This is a genomic window from Enterobacter sp. Ap-1006, from assembly GCF_011752835.1.
Lineage (GTDB): Bacteria > Pseudomonadota > Gammaproteobacteria > Enterobacterales > Enterobacteriaceae > Cedecea.
On record NZ_VWWU01000001.1, the window covers coordinates 690,990 to 706,949 of the forward strand.

Genomic DNA, 15,960 nt, shown 5'->3' on the forward strand with positions numbered 1-15,960 from the left:
CAGGATAACGATTTGTCGCCCATTATTTGAAATGCCGTTTTATCTTTCCTTGCAGGTCCTCGCTTGAACTTACATGCAGTCCTTCGCCAGAGCGTGGCGAAAACGCCGTGGTACGCCAAACGTAAGAGTTATCGGGTGCTGTTCTGGCGTGAGATAACGCCGCTGGCGGTGCCAATCTTCCTCGAAAACACCTGCGTATTGCTGATGGGGGTGTTGAGTACCTTCCTCGTCAGTTGGTTAGGGAAAGAGGCGATGGCGGGCGTAGGGCTCGCCGACAGTTTTAACATGGTTATCATGGCGTTCTTCGCCGCTATCGATCTCGGCACCACGGTGGTGGTGGCGTTCAGCTTTGGCAGGCTGGATCCGGAGCGGGCGAGGGCTGCGGCCCGGCAGTCTCTGGTGCTGATGACCATAGTTTCTTTTATCATGGCCGCAGGCATTCATCTGGCGGGCACGCACATTATCGATGTCATTGCCGGGAGCGCCACGCCGGAAGTTAAAGCTCTCGCACTTTCTTACCTGCAAACCACCGTCTGGAGCTACCCGGCGGCAGCCATAGCGCTTATCGGTAGCGGCGCCCTGCGCGGGGCGGGGAACACCAAAATCCCGCTGCTGATTAACGGCGGCATGAACATCCTCAACATCATCATCAGCAGCATTCTTATCTACGGCATCTTCGGCTGGGGCGGGCTGGGCTTTGTTGGCGCGGGACTGGGGCTGACGATTTCCCGCTACATCGGCGCGGCGGGCATTATCTTCGTGCTGATGATTGGCTTTAACCCGGCGCTGCGTATCTCGCTGAAAAGTTATTTTACGCCGCTCAACTGGGGCATTTTGTGGGAAGTGCTCGGCATCGGTATTCCGGCGAGCGTCGAGTCGGTGCTGTTCAACGGCGGTAAGCTGCTGACGCAGATGTTCGTTGCCGGGATGGGGACCAACGTGATTGCCGGTAACTTTATTGCTTTCTCGGTGGCCTCGCTGATTAACCTGCCGGGTAACGCCCTCGGGTCGGCGTCAACGATCATCGTCGGCAGACGGTTAGGGAAAGGGCAAATCGGCCAGGCCGAGCGCCAGCTGCGCCATACGTTCTGGCTCGCCACCATTGGCCTGACGATCATTGCCTGGGGAACCGCGCCGTTCGCCGGGCTGTTTGCCTCGTTCTACACCAGCGAAGATGATGTCAAAGAAGTCGTCAAAGTCCTGCTGTGGATGAACGCCGCCTTTATGCCAATCTGGGCCGCGTCCTGGGTGCTGCCTGCTGGGCTGAAGGGCGCCCGTGACGCACGTTTTGCGATGTGGGTGTCGATGGCGGGGATGTGGGGCTGCCGCGTTATCGCCGGTTATACGCTGGGTATTGTACTGGGCATGGGCGTAGTGGGCGTCTGGCTGGGGATGTTCGGCGACTGGGCGGTGCGCGGCGCCTGCTTCTACTGGCGAATGGTCAGCGGCCGCTGGCTGAAAAAATACCCGCGACCGCCGAAAGAACCACTTTCGGTTCAGGGAGAAAGCACCGTTTAGCGTTCGAAAGCCCCGGCAATGGCCCGCATGTCGTTGCCGGTTGGCGTCTGGTGAATACGCAGGCCAAACTCGTCCACTACGGCAAAAATGTGGTCGAAAATGTCGGCCTGAATGCTTTCATACTCGGCCCAAGCCACGGTGTTGGTGAAGGCATAAATCTCCACCGGCAATCCTTCGCTTTCAGGGGCCAGCTGGCGCACCATCAGCGTCATGTCTTTGCGAATGCGCGGGTGGTTGCGCAGGTACTCATTCAGATAGGCCCGGAAGGTGCCGACGTTGGTCATCTGGCGCTGGTTCAGCACCGAGTCGTCGGCGTGCTGCTGGTTGTATTCGCTGATCTCTTTCCCACGTTCCGCCATATACGGCTGCAGCAGTTTCGCTTTAAGGAGCTTCTCCTGCTCGTCCTGCGACAGAAAACGAATGCTGGTGGTGTCAATGTTCACGCTGCGCTTGATGCGGCGCCCGCCTGAGGCCGACATCCCGCTCCAGTTTTTAAACGCGTCGGACACCAGGGCGTAGGTTGGGATAGTGGTAATGGTGTTGTCCCAGTTCTGCACTTTCACCGTCGTCAGGCCGATGTCGATCACCGCTCCGTCCGCGCCGTATTTCGGCATTTCCAGCCAGTCGCCCATTTTCAGCATGCTGTTGGCAGAAAGCTGAATGCCAGCGACCAGGCCGAGAATCGGATCTTTAAACACCAACATCAGCACGGCGGCCATCGCACCGAGACCGCTTATCAATATTGCCGGGGATTTCCCGATAAGCAGCGACACCATCATGATGCCGACGACAATCGCGGCCAGCAGCTTCACGCCCTGGAAAATGCCTTTCAGCGGTAGCTGAGAAGCAAAGGCGAATTTCCCCGACAGACCGAAGATCACGTCCAGCAGCGAGAAAAAGGACATCAGCGCATAGAGCATGACCCATAGCTGGGCACAGGTGGTCAGAATGGTGGCGGCGTCGCTGCCTTTTTGCAGCCAAAGCACCGCCTGAACGTTAACGATGATGCCCTGCAGCAGAAACGCCAGCCGCTGGAACAGCTTGTTCTGGGTGATTATCTGCAAAGAGAGGCTGGCGCTGGACTGTGCGCGCTTCTCAAAGGCACGCAGAACAATGCCGTGCAGAATAAAATGCACCACCAGCGCGGTAAGAAAAATGATGCCGAAAATGACGATCAGGGAAGTGGTGTGGCTGGGTTGAATGCCGTATTGCTCGAGGGCGGATATCAATTCCTGCATAACGTCTCCTTTAAAAAACAAGAGGACATCATGCCCTCTGCGGTCCGCGGTCGCAACCCGACTGTACAATTAGTAGACATATTAACGCGCAATCCTTACAGAATTGTCTCAGGGCGGTTATGCTTAATGCATTCACATCATGTTAACTAACAGGGAAATTATGATTCGTTTCTCCACGCTGGCATTTGCTCTGGCGGCGGTTACGCAGAGCGCGATGGCCGTGACCTATCCTTTACCGACGGAAGGCAGCCGCCTGGTGGGTGCGCCCCTGACGATTACCGTGCCGGAAGGGAACAAAGAGCCGCTGGAACACTTTGCCGCTCAGTACGGGCAGGGCTTCAGCAATATGCTGGAGGCCAACCCAGGCGTCGATCCGTTCCTGCCCAAAGTGGGCACGCAGCTGGTTATTCCGCAGCAGGTGATTTTGCCGGATACCGTGCGGGAAGGGATTGTGGTGAACGTGGCGGAAATGCGCCTTTATTATTATCCGAAGGACACTAACACCGTAGAAATCCTGCCGATAGGTATTGGTCAGGCCGGACGCGAAACGCCGCGCAACTGGTTGACCCGCGTCGAGCGCAAGCAGGATGCCCCGGCCTGGACGCCAACCCCGAATACCCGTCGCGAATACGCCAAAGAGGGCAAAACGCTGCCTGCCTTTGTGCCACCGGGGCCGGATAATCCGATGGGCCTGTACGCCATTTACATCGGCAAGCTGTACGCCATCCACGGCACCAATGCCAATTTTGGCATCGGCCTGCGCGTCAGCCAGGGCTGCATCCGCTTGCGCAACGACGATATCAAATTCCTGTTCGATAATGTGCCGGTCGGGACCCGCGTTCAGCTCATCGATCAGCCGGTGAAGGTGACCGTGGAGCCGGACGGCAAACGCTGGCTGGAGGTGCACGAACCGCTGTCGCGCAACCGCGCGGAGTTTGAGTCCGACAAGAAAGTGCCGCTGCCGATGACCACGATATTGCGCGGCGAAACTCAGTCGTCTGGTGTGAATCCGACGGTGGTAAGTGAGGCGCTTAATAGACGCTCGGGGATGCCAATCCAAATAAATACAGCCGCCACGGAAACAGGGCGACTGTAATATTCAGTCAGAAAAATAAAAGCTCGCAAATCGCGAGCTTTTATTTATTTGAATAATTCTGCGGTAGCAAAAAGTTTATTTTTTCCGCCAGCGGAAGTCACTTTAAAGGACGTGGCACCGGCTTTATCTGCTTTATCGGAAAGTTGATTTATCGCCTGATCCAGGGTGTATGCCCCGCTGGTTGACACTGTGCCAATGCTCGGCCCGGTACCAGTTTGCTGGACTTCGGTGGCGGCTAAAGCCGTGCCGGTAAGGGCGGTTAATACGGTCAGGGCGAGGGCGGAGTTAATCAGTTTGCGCATCATTTTGAGTCTCTCAATGTAGGTATTAAAGTGAGTCGTCGGTGAATGCGTTGCATGCTACGTTGCCACCTGCGTAATGAACAGCCGGCATTATTGATGAAGACTTTCAAAAATTCTGGCTGGTAATATTCGGGTGTTATTGACTGTAAATTAATATCAGCCAGCTTATTTTTTTCTTTCATTAATCTGCGGCAACGTGAAGTTTTGGTGGCTATAAAACGGTGGGCCGCAAATAAAAAAACGCACGGAGGGGATCGCTCCGTGCGTCGGGTTATTGCTCGTCAGACCCAGCGTAGCTGAGCCTCTAGCGCAATAGCGAAGGCAAATCAAACCCCAAGGCGATCGCGAAGACTGTAGTAAGCCGCGCCCATCGCGGTAAACGGGATGCGGAACGTGCGGCCACCCGGGAACGGGTAATGCGGCAGGTTGGCGAAGGCATTGAAGCGCTCCGCATCGCCGCGCAGCAGCTCTGCAATCAGGCGGCCGGCCAGGTGGGTATAGGTCACGCCGTGCCCGCTGCAGCCCTGACTGTAGTAAATATTCTTATCCAGGCGGCCCACCTGCGGCAGGCGAGACAGGGTCAGCAGGAAGTTCCCGGTCCAGCTGTAGTCAATCTTCACGCCTTTCAGCTGTGGGAAGGTTTTTAGCAGGTTGGGCATCACCAGGCGTTCAATATCCGCCGGGTCACGGGCGCCGTACACCACGCCGCCGCCGTACAGCAGGCGGTTATCGGCGGTCAGGCGGTAGTAATCCAGCAGGTAGTTACAATCTTCCACACAGTAATTTTTTGGGATCAGCGAGCGGGCGAGATCTTCTCCCAGCGGCTCGGTGGTCAGCACCTGCGTGCCGCACGGCATGCTGCGCTTCGCCAGTTCAGGTTCGAGTTTATTGCCGAGATAAGCGTTCCCGGCGACGATCACGTACTTCGCCGTGACCTTGCCTTTCTCCGTGCTTACGACGGCCGGGCTGGCGTGCTCAATGTGGGTCACCGGGGACTGTTCGAAAATGCGCCCACCGTTCAGGCGAATTGCATTAGCCTCGCCAATGGCCAGGTTGAGCGGGTGAATATGGCCGCCGCTGTGGTCGAGCAGAGCGCCGACGTAGCGGTCGCTGTTCACCTCCCGCTTCAGTTCGCTGGCGTCCAGCAGTTCAAGCTGGGTGTTGCCGTAGCGCTCCCAGTTGGCCTTTTGCTCTTCGAGGGTTTCCATTTGCTTATGGTTCATCGCCACAAACAGGCCGCCCGGACGATAATCGCAGTCAATCTGGTAGCGCTTGATGCGCTCGCGAATAATTTCCCCGCCTTCGAACATCATACTGCCGAGCATTTTGGCCGCTTCCGGGCCATAGCGGCGCTCAATCACGTCGATGTCGCGGCTGTAGGAGTTCACCAGTTGCCCGCCGTTGCGCCCGCTGGCACCAAAGCCGATGCGTGCAGACTCCAGCAGCACCACGTCATAACCCATTTCAGACAGATGCAGCGCAGACGAAAGGCCGGTATAGCCGCCGCCAACCACGCACACGTCGCAGGTCACGGATTCATTCAGCTGCGGGAACGGCTCATAGTGGTTGGCGCTGGCCGCGTAATAGCTGGTGGTATGTTCAGTCATGATGAAGGCTCCAGGGCAATCCAGATGGTTTTCAGTTCGCTAAATTTCTCAAGGGCATGCAGGGATTTATCGCGGCCGTTGCCGCTCTGCTTGTAGCCGCCGAACGGGACGGTCATATCGCCGTCGTTGTAGTTATTGACGAAAACGGAACCGGCTTTAAGGCTGCGGCTCATGCGGTGAGCGCGGGAGAGATCCCGGGTCCATACGGCAGCACCGAGGCCATAATCGCTGTCGTTGGCAAGGGCGAGCGCCTGGGCTTCGGAGGTGAAACGGGTGACGACGAGCACCGGGCCGAAGATCTCTTCCCGGCCCACACGCGCATCCGCCGCCGTATCGGTGAAAATCGTCGGGCCGATAGCCGCCGGGTGAGCGTTGTTCCGCCCGTCGAGTGTGAGCTTGCCCTGGCTTTCCCCGTCGCGAATAAAGCCGTGAACGTTGTCGGCGTGGGCGCAGTCGATCAGCGTCCCCATGGTGGTTTCCGGGTCGAGCGGATTGCCGGGCTGCCAGTTTTTTGCCTGCTCTTTCAGCAGGGCAATAAACTCGTCGGCGATGCTCTCTTCCAGCAGCAGGCGAGTCCCGGCGATGCAAACCTGACCCTGGTTATAGAAAATACCAGCGGCGGTGGTTGCCGCGGCTTTTTGCAGATCCGGGCAGTCGGCAAAAACGATATTGGCGCTTTTCCCGCCGGCTTCGAGCCAGACGCGTTTCATGTTGCTGTCGCCCGCATCTTTCAGCAGCTGTTTGCCGGTGCGGGTGGAGCCGGTGAAGGTAATCACGTCCACGTCCGGGTGCCGAGCCAACGCCTGGCCCGCTTCGTGACCAAACCCGGTCACGACGTTAAACACGCCGTCCGGCAGGCCAGCTTCTTTAGCCAGCGCCGCAAGACGAATTGCCGACAGCGGTGATTTTTCAGAAGGTTTAAGGATCACGCTGTTGCCCGCCGCCAGCGCCGGGCCTAGCTTCCAGCAGGCCAGCAGCAGCGGGAAGTTCCACGGCACAACGGCGGCAATTACGCCAACGGGTTCGCGCACAATCAGCGCCAGTTCGTTGACGCCGGTGGTGGCTACTTCGCCGTAGACTTTGTCGATGGCCTCGGCGTACCAGCGAATAGCGCGGGCGCTGCCAGGAATATCATCGCGCAGGCTATGGCGAATAGGTTTGCCGGTGTCGAGCGTTTCCAGCAGCGCCAGCTCCTCGCGATGCTGCTCCATTAAATCTGCCAGCCTGCCGAGCACGGCTTTGCGTTTGGCCGGGGAAGCCTGCGCCCAGTCGCCGCGATCAAAGGCATCACGGGCGGCCTTCACCGCAATATCGACGTCCGCTTTTTTGCCTCGCGCCACTTCGGCAAGGTCACGCTGGGCAAAAGGATCGACGGTACTAAATGTTTCGCCGTCCTGTGCCGCGCAATATTCGCCGTTAATAAACAAGCGCGTTTCCGGCGAGGTATTTTTGGCTTTCTCCTGCCAGTAATTAAGATGCTGAAAGTCCATGATGACTCCTTTTATTCAATCGGATAAATGGCCTTACTGGATTCTTCAGGCAAATTTGGGCTGCAAAAAGCCCCAGGAAATAAGTCCTGTTAAAAAAGGTTTTGAAATAAGGCCTGATTACTCAGGCCTGAAAATAATTAGAACGTGGTGGGGGTATGGGCGCTGATAATGCGGCAGATACCTGCCGAGGTGTTGCTGAAGCTGTGCGGCATGCCGGTATTAATGGCATAGCTTTGCCCCGCAACCAGGTGCCAGGTCTGGCCGTTTACGGTCAAAACCACTTCACCTTCCAGTATCGTGCCTGTCTCCTCACCCTGGTGTTTGATCCTCTCGCCGGTGGTGGTTCCCGGCTGATAGGTCTCAATGATCATCGCCAGCGTACGGTTAGGATTCCCATTGTGTATTAATTTCATTGAAACACCCTGACTGCCTATTTCAATCAGGTCCTCGTAATTAATCACGACCTGCGGCTCATCAGGTTTTTCCGGTTCCGCGAAGAACTCGGAGAGCGACAGCCCGTAGACTTTCAGCAGCTTCTGCAGCGTACTGATAGCAGGACTGACTTTGTCCTGTTCTATGGTGCTGATGGCGCTATGCGTTAATCCAGACAGTTCGGCGGCACGACGTTGAGAGAGACCCAGTTGCTGGCGGATCGCTGACAAACGTTTACCCGGCGCCAGGCCGTCATCGCTCATAGTGGCATTTCCTTAACGGTAGTGGTCAGAGCCGCTGCTTTTCAGCGAGGTGGTTCTGACTGGCGGTGATAAAACCCTCAAGCAACAAACGCGATAGTGCATATTCGCTACTGTTCCATTCCGGATGCCACTGAACCCCGAGGGCAAAAGGATGATCGTGAACGCTCGCGGCCTCCACCAGACCATCCTGTGAACGCGCCTCGACGCGCAGCAGCGGACCCAGCGTTTTCGCTCCCTGGCCATGTAATGAATTCACCCAAAACGTGTTGCAGCCCGGTATCAACTGCGAAAGCAATCCTCCCTCATGAACCTGGACTTCGTGTGATGGGGCATACTGCTGCTCCACCGGGAGTTCCGGATCTTCACGGTGCTCCAGAAACTCGGGACGATCGCTCAGGCGACGATACAGAGTCCCGCCGGTGGCGACAACAAGTTCCTGTAAACCCCGGCAGATGGCGAAAATGGGGATGCGCCTTTTGAGCCCGGCGGCGATAAGCGCCATGCTCAGTTCATCACGCCCGGGGTCGGCGTCAGGCTCATCGCCGTTTTCACCATAGAGGTGCGGCTGCACGTTGCTGGGGCTGCCCGGCAGGAAGATCCCGTCCAGTTTTGGCAGCAGCGCTTCCAGCAGTTCCGGCTCTGCCAGCGCGTGGGGCAGGGCAATGGGCAAGCCGCCCGCATTCAATACCGCGTTCAGGTACTTTTCTTGCAATGTTTGGGTCAGATGACCCTTAAGCCTGTTTCTGCACATCACAACGCCGATTAACGGCTTGTCAAATATATCGACCATGATCAACCTCACATTCTGGACTAAATTATTTCCAAACGATTCCATGTTGGCCATTTCCGTTCAATATTTTCTCAACTTAGCAGCGGTTTAACTGTCTTGCAAACTTAAATTAACATTTGACAAACATTTTGTTTCACACCATTGTCGATAAGTGGACATTATATTTAACGGTCGACATCAGCGACCGGCATCCAACGCAACGGCGGTGAATCATGGAAACCAATATCGTAGAAGTTGAGAATTTTGTTCAGCATTCCGAAGAGAGACGAAGTAGCGCGTTTGCACGCGAAGTGAATACCTTCCTTGAACGTTATCCCAATACCCAATATGTCGACGTCCTGCTCACTGACCTGAACGGCTGCTTCCGGGGGAAACGTATTCCGGTGGCCGGGCTGCGTAAGGTAGAGAAGGGCTGTTACTTCCCGGCGTCCGTGTTTGCCATGGATATTCTCGGGAACGTAGTAGAAGAGGCCGGGCTGGGGCAGGAGCTGGGCGAGCCGGACCGCCGCTGCGTGCCGGTGCCGGGCACGCTGACCCCTTCGGCGGCTGACCCGGAATTTATCGGCCAGATGATGCTGACCATGCTGGATGAAGATGGCGCTCCCTTTGACGTTGAGCCGCGGAACGTGCTGAACCGACTCTGGCAGCAGCTGCGCCAGCGTGGTCTATTCCCCGTGGTAGCGGTAGAGCTGGAGTTCTATTTAATTGACCGCCAGCGTGACGCCGAAGGCTACCTGCAGCCGCCCTGCGCGCCGGGCACCGACGATCGCAATACCCAAAGCCAGGTCTACTCCGTCGATAACCTCAACCACTTCGCCGACGTGCTGACCGACATCGACGACCTGGCCCGCCTGCAGCTGATCCCCGCCGATGGCGCGGTGGCGGAAGCCTCGCCGGGGCAGTTCGAAATCAACCTGCACCACACCGATAACGTGCTGGATGCCTGCGATGATGCGCTGGCGTTAAAACGCCTCGTGCGAACTGTCGCCGAGAAGCATAAGATGCACGCCACTTTTATGGCGAAGCCGTATGAAGAGCATGCGGGCAGCGGGATGCATATCCACATCAGCGTGCTGAATAACAAAGGTGAAAACGTGCTGGCGGACGTCGACGGCGAAGACTCAGCGCTGCTGAAGCGCGCGCTGGCGGGCATGATCCACCTGATGCCTTCTTCTATGGCGCTGCTGGCCCCGAATGTGAATTCATGGCGTCGTTTCCAGCCGGGGATGTACGTCCCGACTCAGGCGTCGTGGGGACATAACAACCGCACCGTGGCGCTGCGTATTCCTTGCGGCGACAGAGACAATCATCGCGTGGAGTATCGCGTGGCGGGGGCGGATGCCAACCCGTATCTGGTGATGGCGACTATTCTGGCCGGGATTTTACATGGGCTGGATAACGACCTGCCGCTGCAGGAAGAGGTAGAGGGCAACGGGCTGGAGCAGGAAGGGCTGCCGTTCCCGATCCGCCAGAGCGACGCGCTGTGGGAGTTCACCCAGAACGATCATCTGCGCGACCTGCTGGGCGAGCGTTTCAGCCATGTTTTCCATGCGTGCAAGCACGATGAGCTGGTGCAGTTTGAGCGTTTAATCACAGAAACTGAAATTGAGTGGATGCTGAAAAACGCCTGAGTGTGGCGCCTGCCCGGCAGAGCTTACGTGTCCGGGCACGCGAATAAATAAGTAGCATCATACGGACTGAGCGGAGCCAGGCCGGACGTTTTGCAGGGCAACCTGCCATTTCCCGAAGTCGCGTAATGGAGCGCGGGCGGCAACGGGTCTTCAGTTAACGACAATGTGTACGGCGAGGAAATGAAATGATGCAGATGCAAATGTTTAAATATCCGCACGGCGAGGGCGAACGCTGCTGCCGTATTGACAACGACGGGCCAGTGGCCTGCGTGAAGCCCATTGCCGTTCCCCGACAGTTACGATTAACCCCCAGGCTAAGCAGGTTTGCCCGAACGAACAACGTTTCGCAAACCTGTATTCGCGTGGGGGGACATCGTCATGGCGACTAACTCTTCCGCAGATATTGTTTCGCAGGCGGGAAAACCGCAGCTGCGTAAATCTCTGAAACTCTGGCAGGTGGTGGTGATGGGCCTGGCCTATCTCACGCCGATGTCGGTGTTTGATACCTTCGGGATTGTGTCCGGCATCAGCGACGGCCACGTCCCGGCATCCTACCTGCTTGCGCTGGCGGGCGTGCTGTTTACTGCCATCAGCTACGGCAAACTGGTGCGCCAGTTCCCACAGGCCGGGTCAGCTTATACCTACGCCCAAAAGGCCATTAGTCCGCACGTAGGCTTTATGGTGGGCTGGTCATCGCTGCTGGATTATCTGTTCCTGCCGATGATTAACGTCCTGCTGGCAAAAATCTACCTTTCGGCGCTGTTCCCGGAGGTCCCGCCGTGGATCTGGGTGGTCGGTTTTGTCTGCATCCTGACGGCGGCCAACCTGAAGAGCGTCAATCTGGTGGCGAACTTCAACACTCTGTTTGTGCTGGTCCAAATCGCCATTATGGTGGTGTTTATCATTCTGGTGGTGCAGGGGCTGCACAAAGGCGAAGGCGTGGGCACCGTCTGGTCGCTGCAGCCGTTTATCAGCGAAAATGCGCACCTGATCCCGGTGATTACCGGCGCGACGATAGTCTGCTTCTCGTTCCTCGGCTTCGATGCGGTGACCACGCTGTCGGAGGAAACGCCTGATGCGGCGCGCACCATCCCGAAAGCTATTTTCCTGACTGCGGCCTACGGCGGCATTATCTTTATCGTTGCCTCGTTCTTTATGCAGCTGTTCTTCCCGGACATCAGCCGCTTTAAAAACCCGGACGCAGCGCTGCCGGAGATTGCGCTGTACGTTGGCGGCAAGCTGTTCCAGTCGATTTTCCTCTGCACCACCTTCGTTAACACTTTGGCATCCGGGCTGGCCTCCCACGCCAGCGTTTCCCGTCTGCTTTATGTGATGGGGCGCGACAACGTCTTCCCGGAAAAATACTTCGGCTACGTGCACCCGAAATGGCGCACCCCGGCGCTGAATGTGATCATGGTCGGGATCGTGGCCCTGTCCGCGCTGTTCTTTGACCTGGTGACGGCGACGGCGCTGATCAACTTCGGCGCGCTGGTGGCCTTTACCTTCGTGAATCTGTCGGTGTTTAACCACTTCTGGCGTCGCGAAGGCCGCAACAAAACCTGGCGCGAGAAGCTGCATTACCTCATTTTGCCGCTGATTGGCGCGGCGACGGTGGCGGTGCTGTGGGTGAACCTGGAAGTGACGTCCCTGACGCTGGGGCTGGTGTGGGCGGCGGTCGGTATTCTGTATCTGGCCTTCCTCACACGCCGTTTCCGCAGGCCACCGCCGGTGTTTGACGCCACCAAGGCCGAGCGTGCCTGGGAGTAAGGTGTGTTGCGTTAGAGAAGAAGAAGCCCGCTTAATATGCATTAAGCGGGCTTTTTTGTTCGAGATTTTGTCAGCTCATAAAAGCAAAAAACCCGCTTAGTTTCCTAAGCAGGCTTCTCAAATATGGCTCCTCTGACTGGACTCGAACCAGTGACATACGGATTAACAGTCCGCCGTTCTACCGACTGAACTACAGAGGAATCGTGTGAACGGGGCGAATACTAACGGCGTGAGTCCGGGTTGTCAAAGGCTGTTTTGGTGAAATGCGTTCAACTGCCGATTAATCCAGCAAATCAATGAAAAAGGCCGCAAAAGCGGCCTTAACAGGCAGCTGACAAAGCTCTGAGGAGAGAATAAATACCAGACGGCGCATTTAAACAAACAGGAAAATCGATTCATTGATTTTCGGCAGATAACCACAAAGAGGGAAAAACCACGCTTTTACCCTCTTTGTTAGCAGCGTTAAAGGCCGCAAACGCGGCCTTGAAAGGTTACTACTTGCACAACTGGCCGACGGGCTGTGTGGCGGCCTCAAGCCACTCCCGAACCTCTCCGTTCACCCGTGGGGAGAGCGTTTCCCGCACCTGCTGGTGGTAGTCGTCAAGCCAGACGATGTCCTGCGGGCTGAGCAAATCAACGTCAACGGCGGACAGATCGATAGGGATCAGCGTCAGCGACGAGAACTTGCAGAAGCCAGGCCGGGAGGCAATGACCTCGACCTGGTTTTCGATGCGGATCCCGTGGCTGTCCGCCAGGTAATAACCCGGCTCAATGGTGAGGATGTTGCCCGGCAGCATCGGCCACGGGTTCACCTTCTTCGCCATGCGGTGCGGGTTTTCGTGGATCATCAGCCGGTGGCCGACGCCGTGCCCGGTGCCGTGGTCGTAGTCCAGCCCCAGTTCCCAGAGCGGGCGGCGGGCAAAGGCATCGAGCTGGTGGCCCTGAGTCCCCTGCGGGAACTGCAGCGAGATCAGCGCCAGGAAGCCTTTCAGCACGGCGGTATAGTGCAGGCGGCGGGTTGAGCCCAGCTCGCCAAAGCTGAGCGTACGGGTGGCGTCCGTCGTGCCGTTGATATACTGCCCGCCGGAATCATTGAGGTAGAACTGCGCGGCGGTAAGGGCGAAGTTCGTTTCCGGCGAAGAGTGATAGTGGCACATCGCGGCGTTGCTGCCCGCGGCAGAAATAGTGCTAAAGCTTTGCTCGGTAAAGGTGGAGCCCTGCTGGCGGAAGCTCAGCTGTTTTTCCTGCGCTTCCAGCTCGGTGACCGGGTTACCTGCGGCTTCGCGGCGCGGCACTTCTCGGGTCAGCCAGGCAAGGAAATTCACCCAGGCCACGCCGTCTTCGATGTGGCTGTCGCGGTAGCCTGCCAGTTCGGTTTCGTTCTTATTGGCTTTGATTAGCGTGACAGGATCCGGCGCCCACAGCACGCTGCCCCGGCCTTGCTCCACGGCAAAGCGCACGGCGACCGGCGCAGAGTCCGCGTCGATGAGGATATGTTTCCCGGTCGCTAACTGCTGGCAGCGGGCAAGGAATTCACTCATCGGGCGGAGCGTGATGCCGTTGAGCCAGGCTTTATCCAGCTTCCGCAGTTTGCCTTCCGCCACAAACCATTCAATGTCGCCCTTGGCGCTCAACAGCGCGAAGGAGTGCGGCACCGGGCTCATTGGAATATCCGAGCCACGCACGTTCAGCAGCCAGGCGATATTGTCCGGCTGCGTCAGCGCCAGATAATCCGCTCCGGCTGTGCTCAGCACCTGGGCGATACGCTCACGCTTTGACGCAGCGCTTTCGCCGCTGATGTCGTCCGGCATGGCGATGATTTTCCCGCAGGGTGCTGCCGGGCGATCGGGCCAGATAGCATCAAGCGGATCGTCATCTAACGCGACCAGATCGCAGCCGCTGGTACGCAGGCTTTCGTACTGGCTGTTGACCATCAGCAGCGGTTCGAAGGCGATGCGTTTACCTGCCGGAAGATTATCGCGGAGCCAAAGGTGCAGCGGCTCGTCGTGCAGATGATGAATCTCGAACTCTGCCAGATTCACCTGATGGCGAGCCTGAACCTGGTAGCGTCCGTCCACAAACAGCAGGGCGCGGCCAGCAAGCACTAGCGCCAGCCCGGCGGAACCGGTAAAGCCGCTGATAAACTCGAGTTTATTGTCATGAGGCGCACAGTATTCGCTCTGATGGGCGTCGGCACGTGGCACGATGATCCCATCCAGTTCGCGCTCCCTGAGCAGCACCCGCAGTGCGCCGAGTGATGAAGTGTGTTGCATCCAGCTTCCTAATTATTGTTGTTAACGGAACGGCGGCTCATTGAAGGTACGCAGCTTGCGTGAGTGCAGCTTTTCACCTTCGGCGCGCAGCAAATCAATGGCCCGAATGCCAATCTGCAGGTGCTCGGAAATCGCCCCTTCATAGAAACGGTTGGCCTGGCCCGGCAGCTTGATTTCGCCGTGCAAGGGTTTGTCTGAAACGCACAGCAGCGTGCCGTAAGGCACCCGGAAGCGATAACCCTGTGCGGCAATCGTCGCACTTTCCATGTCGATAGCCACCGCGCGGCTGAGGTTGAAGCGCAGCGCAGAAGCTGAATAGCGAAGCTCCCAGTTGCGGTCATCGGTGGTGACCACCGTGCCGGTGCGCAGGCGCTGTTTCACTTCTTCGCCCGGCATGCCGCTGACCTGCTTGGTGGCGTCATAAAGGGCGCGCTGCACCTCGGCGATGCTTGGAATAGGAATATCCGGCGGCAGCACCGCATCCAGCACGTGATCGTCGCGCAGGTAGGCGTGGGCCAGCACGTAGTCGCCAATTTGCTGGCTTTCACGTAGGCCGCCGCAGTGGCCAATCATCAGCCAGGCATCCGGGCGCAGCACCGCGAGGTGGTCGCAGATGGTTTTGGCGTTGGACGGGCCTACGCCAATGTTAATTAGCGTAATGCCGCTGCCGTTTTTATCGATCAGGTGCCAGGCTGGCATCTGGTGTTTCTTCCACGCCAGGTCGGAAATAGCCTCTTCCGGGGCTTCGGTTTCGGCGGTCAGCCAGGTGCCTCCGGCGCAGGAGAGGGCGATATACGGGCTGTCCGGGTCGAGGATTTGCTGGCAGCCCCAGCGGACAAACTCGTCCACATAGCGAGTGTAGTTGGTGAACAGCACGAAGGGCTGGAAGTGCTCCACCGGCGTGCCGGTGTAGTGGCGCAGGCGAGCCAGTGAGAAATCCACGCGGCGGGCGTCAAAGTGCGACAGCGGCCAGGCTTCCGTCGGGTGGAACAGGCCGTCGGCAGTTTCATCGCCAATCTGCGACAGCTCGGTGGTCGGGAAATGGCGCGTCAGTCCGGCGCTCATCGTGCGGTCGAGGTTCAGGCCGTCAATCACGTACGGGTAAGGGATCTCATGCTGAGAAGGGCCAACCTCAATGTGAACGCCGTAGTCTTCACTCAGCAGGCTCAACTGTTCGTGCAGGTAGCTCTTAAACAGCGCGGGACGGGTCACCGTGGTGGTGTAGCTGCCGGAATGGGTAAAGCGGGCATAGGAGCGGGTATTTTTCGGGCCACGGGGAACGCCGTCCCAGCTCACCCGCAGTTCGGGATAGACAAACAGCCCGTCGGAACGCGCGTCTACGTCCGGCAGCGCGCCATGTTGGGTGTAGAGGGCAATCGCATCGCGAAGGGCGGTTACCGAACTTTCGTACAATGCTTCCAGCTTGTCCAGGGCTTCAGCAGGCGTCAGCCCCTGGCATACAACGTTATTATTCATTGATTCTCCTTTACCGGTTCTCGCCGGGTTAGTGTCTCAGTATGTCATGCCGGGCGCAGAACGGAAGCGGAAGACGG

General features: G+C 57.7%; 13 protein-coding genes and 1 tRNA gene. 5 read left to right on the forward strand and 9 right to left on the reverse strand.

Translation table 11 applies throughout. The features are described from left to right. Positions 1-63: 63 nt before the first annotated feature. Positions 64-1,518, forward strand: coding sequence for an EmmdR/YeeO family multidrug/toxin efflux MATE transporter (locus tag F3J28_RS03175; RefSeq protein ID WP_166872700.1), 1,455 nt, complete (start codon positions 64-66; stop codon positions 1,516-1,518). Here the strand turns inward: F3J28_RS03175 and F3J28_RS03180 are convergent. Further along, entirely contained in the window at positions 1,515-2,756 is a 1,242-nt protein-coding gene (locus F3J28_RS03180; protein ID WP_166872702.1) for a mechanosensitive ion channel family protein, read from the reverse strand. The genes F3J28_RS03175 and F3J28_RS03180 overlap by 4 nt on opposite strands. A gap of 160 nt (positions 2,757-2,916) precedes the next feature. Here F3J28_RS03180 and ldtA point away from each other — a divergent pair, with 160 nt between their 5' ends. After that, the gene (ldtA, locus tag F3J28_RS03185) at positions 2,917-3,852 is read left to right on the forward strand and encodes a L,D-transpeptidase (protein ID WP_166872705.1); all 936 of its coding nucleotides are present in this window, start codon (positions 2,917-2,919) and stop codon (positions 3,850-3,852) included. A 44-nt stretch (positions 3,853-3,896) separates the two neighbouring features. On the opposite strand, the gene F3J28_RS03190 is transcribed toward ldtA, so the two are convergent. The 5 genes from F3J28_RS03190 to puuD all read right to left on the reverse strand — a co-directional run bounded on the left by F3J28_RS03190 (position 3,897) and on the right by puuD (position 8,736). After that, positions 3,897-4,157, reverse strand: a complete 261-nt coding sequence (locus F3J28_RS03190; protein ID WP_166872708.1) for a YdgH/BhsA/McbA family protein — start codon at positions 4,155-4,157, stop codon at positions 3,897-3,899. Positions 4,158-4,480: 323 nt separating this feature from the next. Next, positions 4,481-5,761: an NAD(P)/FAD-dependent oxidoreductase gene (locus F3J28_RS03195; protein WP_166872711.1), complete on the reverse strand. Its 1,281-nt coding sequence runs from the start codon at positions 5,759-5,761 to the stop codon at positions 4,481-4,483. After that, complete coding sequence (gene puuC, locus F3J28_RS03200; RefSeq protein WP_166872714.1) at positions 5,758-7,251, reverse strand: aldehyde dehydrogenase PuuC; 1,494 nt, start codon at positions 7,249-7,251, stop codon at positions 5,758-5,760. Before puuC ends, F3J28_RS03195 begins: the two co-directional genes overlap by 4 nt. Positions 7,252-7,388: 137 nt before the next feature. Continuing rightward, positions 7,389-7,946: an HTH-type transcriptional regulator PuuR gene (puuR, locus tag F3J28_RS03205; RefSeq protein WP_166872717.1), complete on the reverse strand. Its 558-nt coding sequence runs from the start codon at positions 7,944-7,946 to the stop codon at positions 7,389-7,391. A gap of 25 nt (positions 7,947-7,971) precedes the next feature. After that, positions 7,972-8,736, reverse strand: coding sequence for a gamma-glutamyl-gamma-aminobutyrate hydrolase (puuD, locus tag F3J28_RS03210; protein WP_008454959.1), 765 nt, complete (start codon positions 8,734-8,736; stop codon positions 7,972-7,974). 212 nt (positions 8,737-8,948) lie between these two features. Here puuD and F3J28_RS03215 point away from each other — a divergent pair, with 212 nt between their 5' ends. From F3J28_RS03215 to F3J28_RS03225, 3 genes are all read left to right on the forward strand, one after another. Further along, positions 8,949-10,367 carry a glutamine synthetase family protein gene (locus tag F3J28_RS03215; RefSeq protein WP_166872720.1) on the forward strand — a complete coding sequence of 473 codons (1,419 nt, stop codon included), beginning with the start codon at positions 8,949-8,951 and terminating at the stop codon, positions 10,365-10,367. 185 nt (positions 10,368-10,552) lie between these two features. Next, the gene (locus tag F3J28_RS03220) at positions 10,553-10,756 is read left to right on the forward strand and encodes a hypothetical protein (protein WP_166872723.1); all 204 of its coding nucleotides are present in this window, start codon (positions 10,553-10,555) and stop codon (positions 10,754-10,756) included. Then, positions 10,746-12,134, forward strand: a complete 1,389-nt coding sequence (locus F3J28_RS03225) for an APC family permease (protein ID WP_008454957.1) — start codon at positions 10,746-10,748, stop codon at positions 12,132-12,134. The genes F3J28_RS03220 and F3J28_RS03225 overlap by 11 nt, the downstream gene beginning before the upstream one ends. Positions 12,135-12,258: 124 nt before the next feature. Here the strand turns inward: F3J28_RS03225 and F3J28_RS03230 are convergent. From F3J28_RS03230 to F3J28_RS03240, 3 genes are all read right to left on the reverse strand, one after another. Next, positions 12,259-12,334 (reverse strand) — tRNA-Asn (locus F3J28_RS03230). 294 nt (positions 12,335-12,628) lie between these two features. Continuing rightward, complete coding sequence (locus F3J28_RS03235; protein WP_166872726.1) at positions 12,629-14,407, reverse strand: aminopeptidase P family protein; 1,779 nt, start codon at positions 14,405-14,407, stop codon at positions 12,629-12,631. A gap of 21 nt (positions 14,408-14,428) precedes the next feature. Further along, positions 14,429-15,883 (reverse strand): AMP nucleosidase, encoded by a 1,455-nt coding sequence (locus F3J28_RS03240; protein WP_166872729.1) that lies wholly within the window; start codon positions 15,881-15,883, stop codon positions 14,429-14,431. Positions 15,884-15,960: the final 77 nt, after the last annotated feature.

Excerpts from the sequence above, each read along its gene's own strand:
- F3J28_RS03180 (WP_166872702.1), bottom strand. The coding sequence starts at position 2,756 with ATGCAGGAATTGATATCCGCCCTCGAGCAATACGGCATTCAACCCAGC.
- ldtA (WP_166872705.1), top strand. The coding sequence starts at position 2,917 with ATGATTCGTTTCTCCACGCTGGCATTTGCTCTGGCGGCGGTTACGCAG.
- F3J28_RS03190 (WP_166872708.1), bottom strand. The coding sequence starts at position 4,157 with ATGATGCGCAAACTGATTAACTCCGCCCTCGCCCTGACCGTATTAACC.
- F3J28_RS03195 (WP_166872711.1), bottom strand. The coding sequence starts at position 5,761 with ATGACTGAACATACCACCAGCTATTACGCGGCCAGCGCCAACCACTAT.
- puuC (WP_166872714.1), bottom strand. The coding sequence starts at position 7,251 with ATGGACTTTCAGCATCTTAATTACTGGCAGGAGAAAGCCAAAAATACC.
- puuR (WP_166872717.1), bottom strand. The coding sequence starts at position 7,946 with ATGAGCGATGACGGCCTGGCGCCGGGTAAACGTTTGTCAGCGATCCGC.
- puuD (WP_008454959.1), bottom strand. The coding sequence starts at position 8,736 with ATGGTCGATATATTTGACAAGCCGTTAATCGGCGTTGTGATGTGCAGA.
- F3J28_RS03215 (WP_166872720.1), top strand. The coding sequence starts at position 8,949 with ATGGAAACCAATATCGTAGAAGTTGAGAATTTTGTTCAGCATTCCGAA.
- F3J28_RS03220 (WP_166872723.1), top strand. The coding sequence starts at position 10,553 with ATGATGCAGATGCAAATGTTTAAATATCCGCACGGCGAGGGCGAACGC.
- F3J28_RS03225 (WP_008454957.1), top strand. The coding sequence starts at position 10,746 with ATGGCGACTAACTCTTCCGCAGATATTGTTTCGCAGGCGGGAAAACCG.
- F3J28_RS03235 (WP_166872726.1), bottom strand. The coding sequence starts at position 14,407 with ATGCAACACACTTCATCACTCGGCGCACTGCGGGTGCTGCTCAGGGAG.
- F3J28_RS03240 (WP_166872729.1), bottom strand. The coding sequence starts at position 15,883 with ATGAATAATAACGTTGTATGCCAGGGGCTGACGCCTGCTGAAGCCCTG.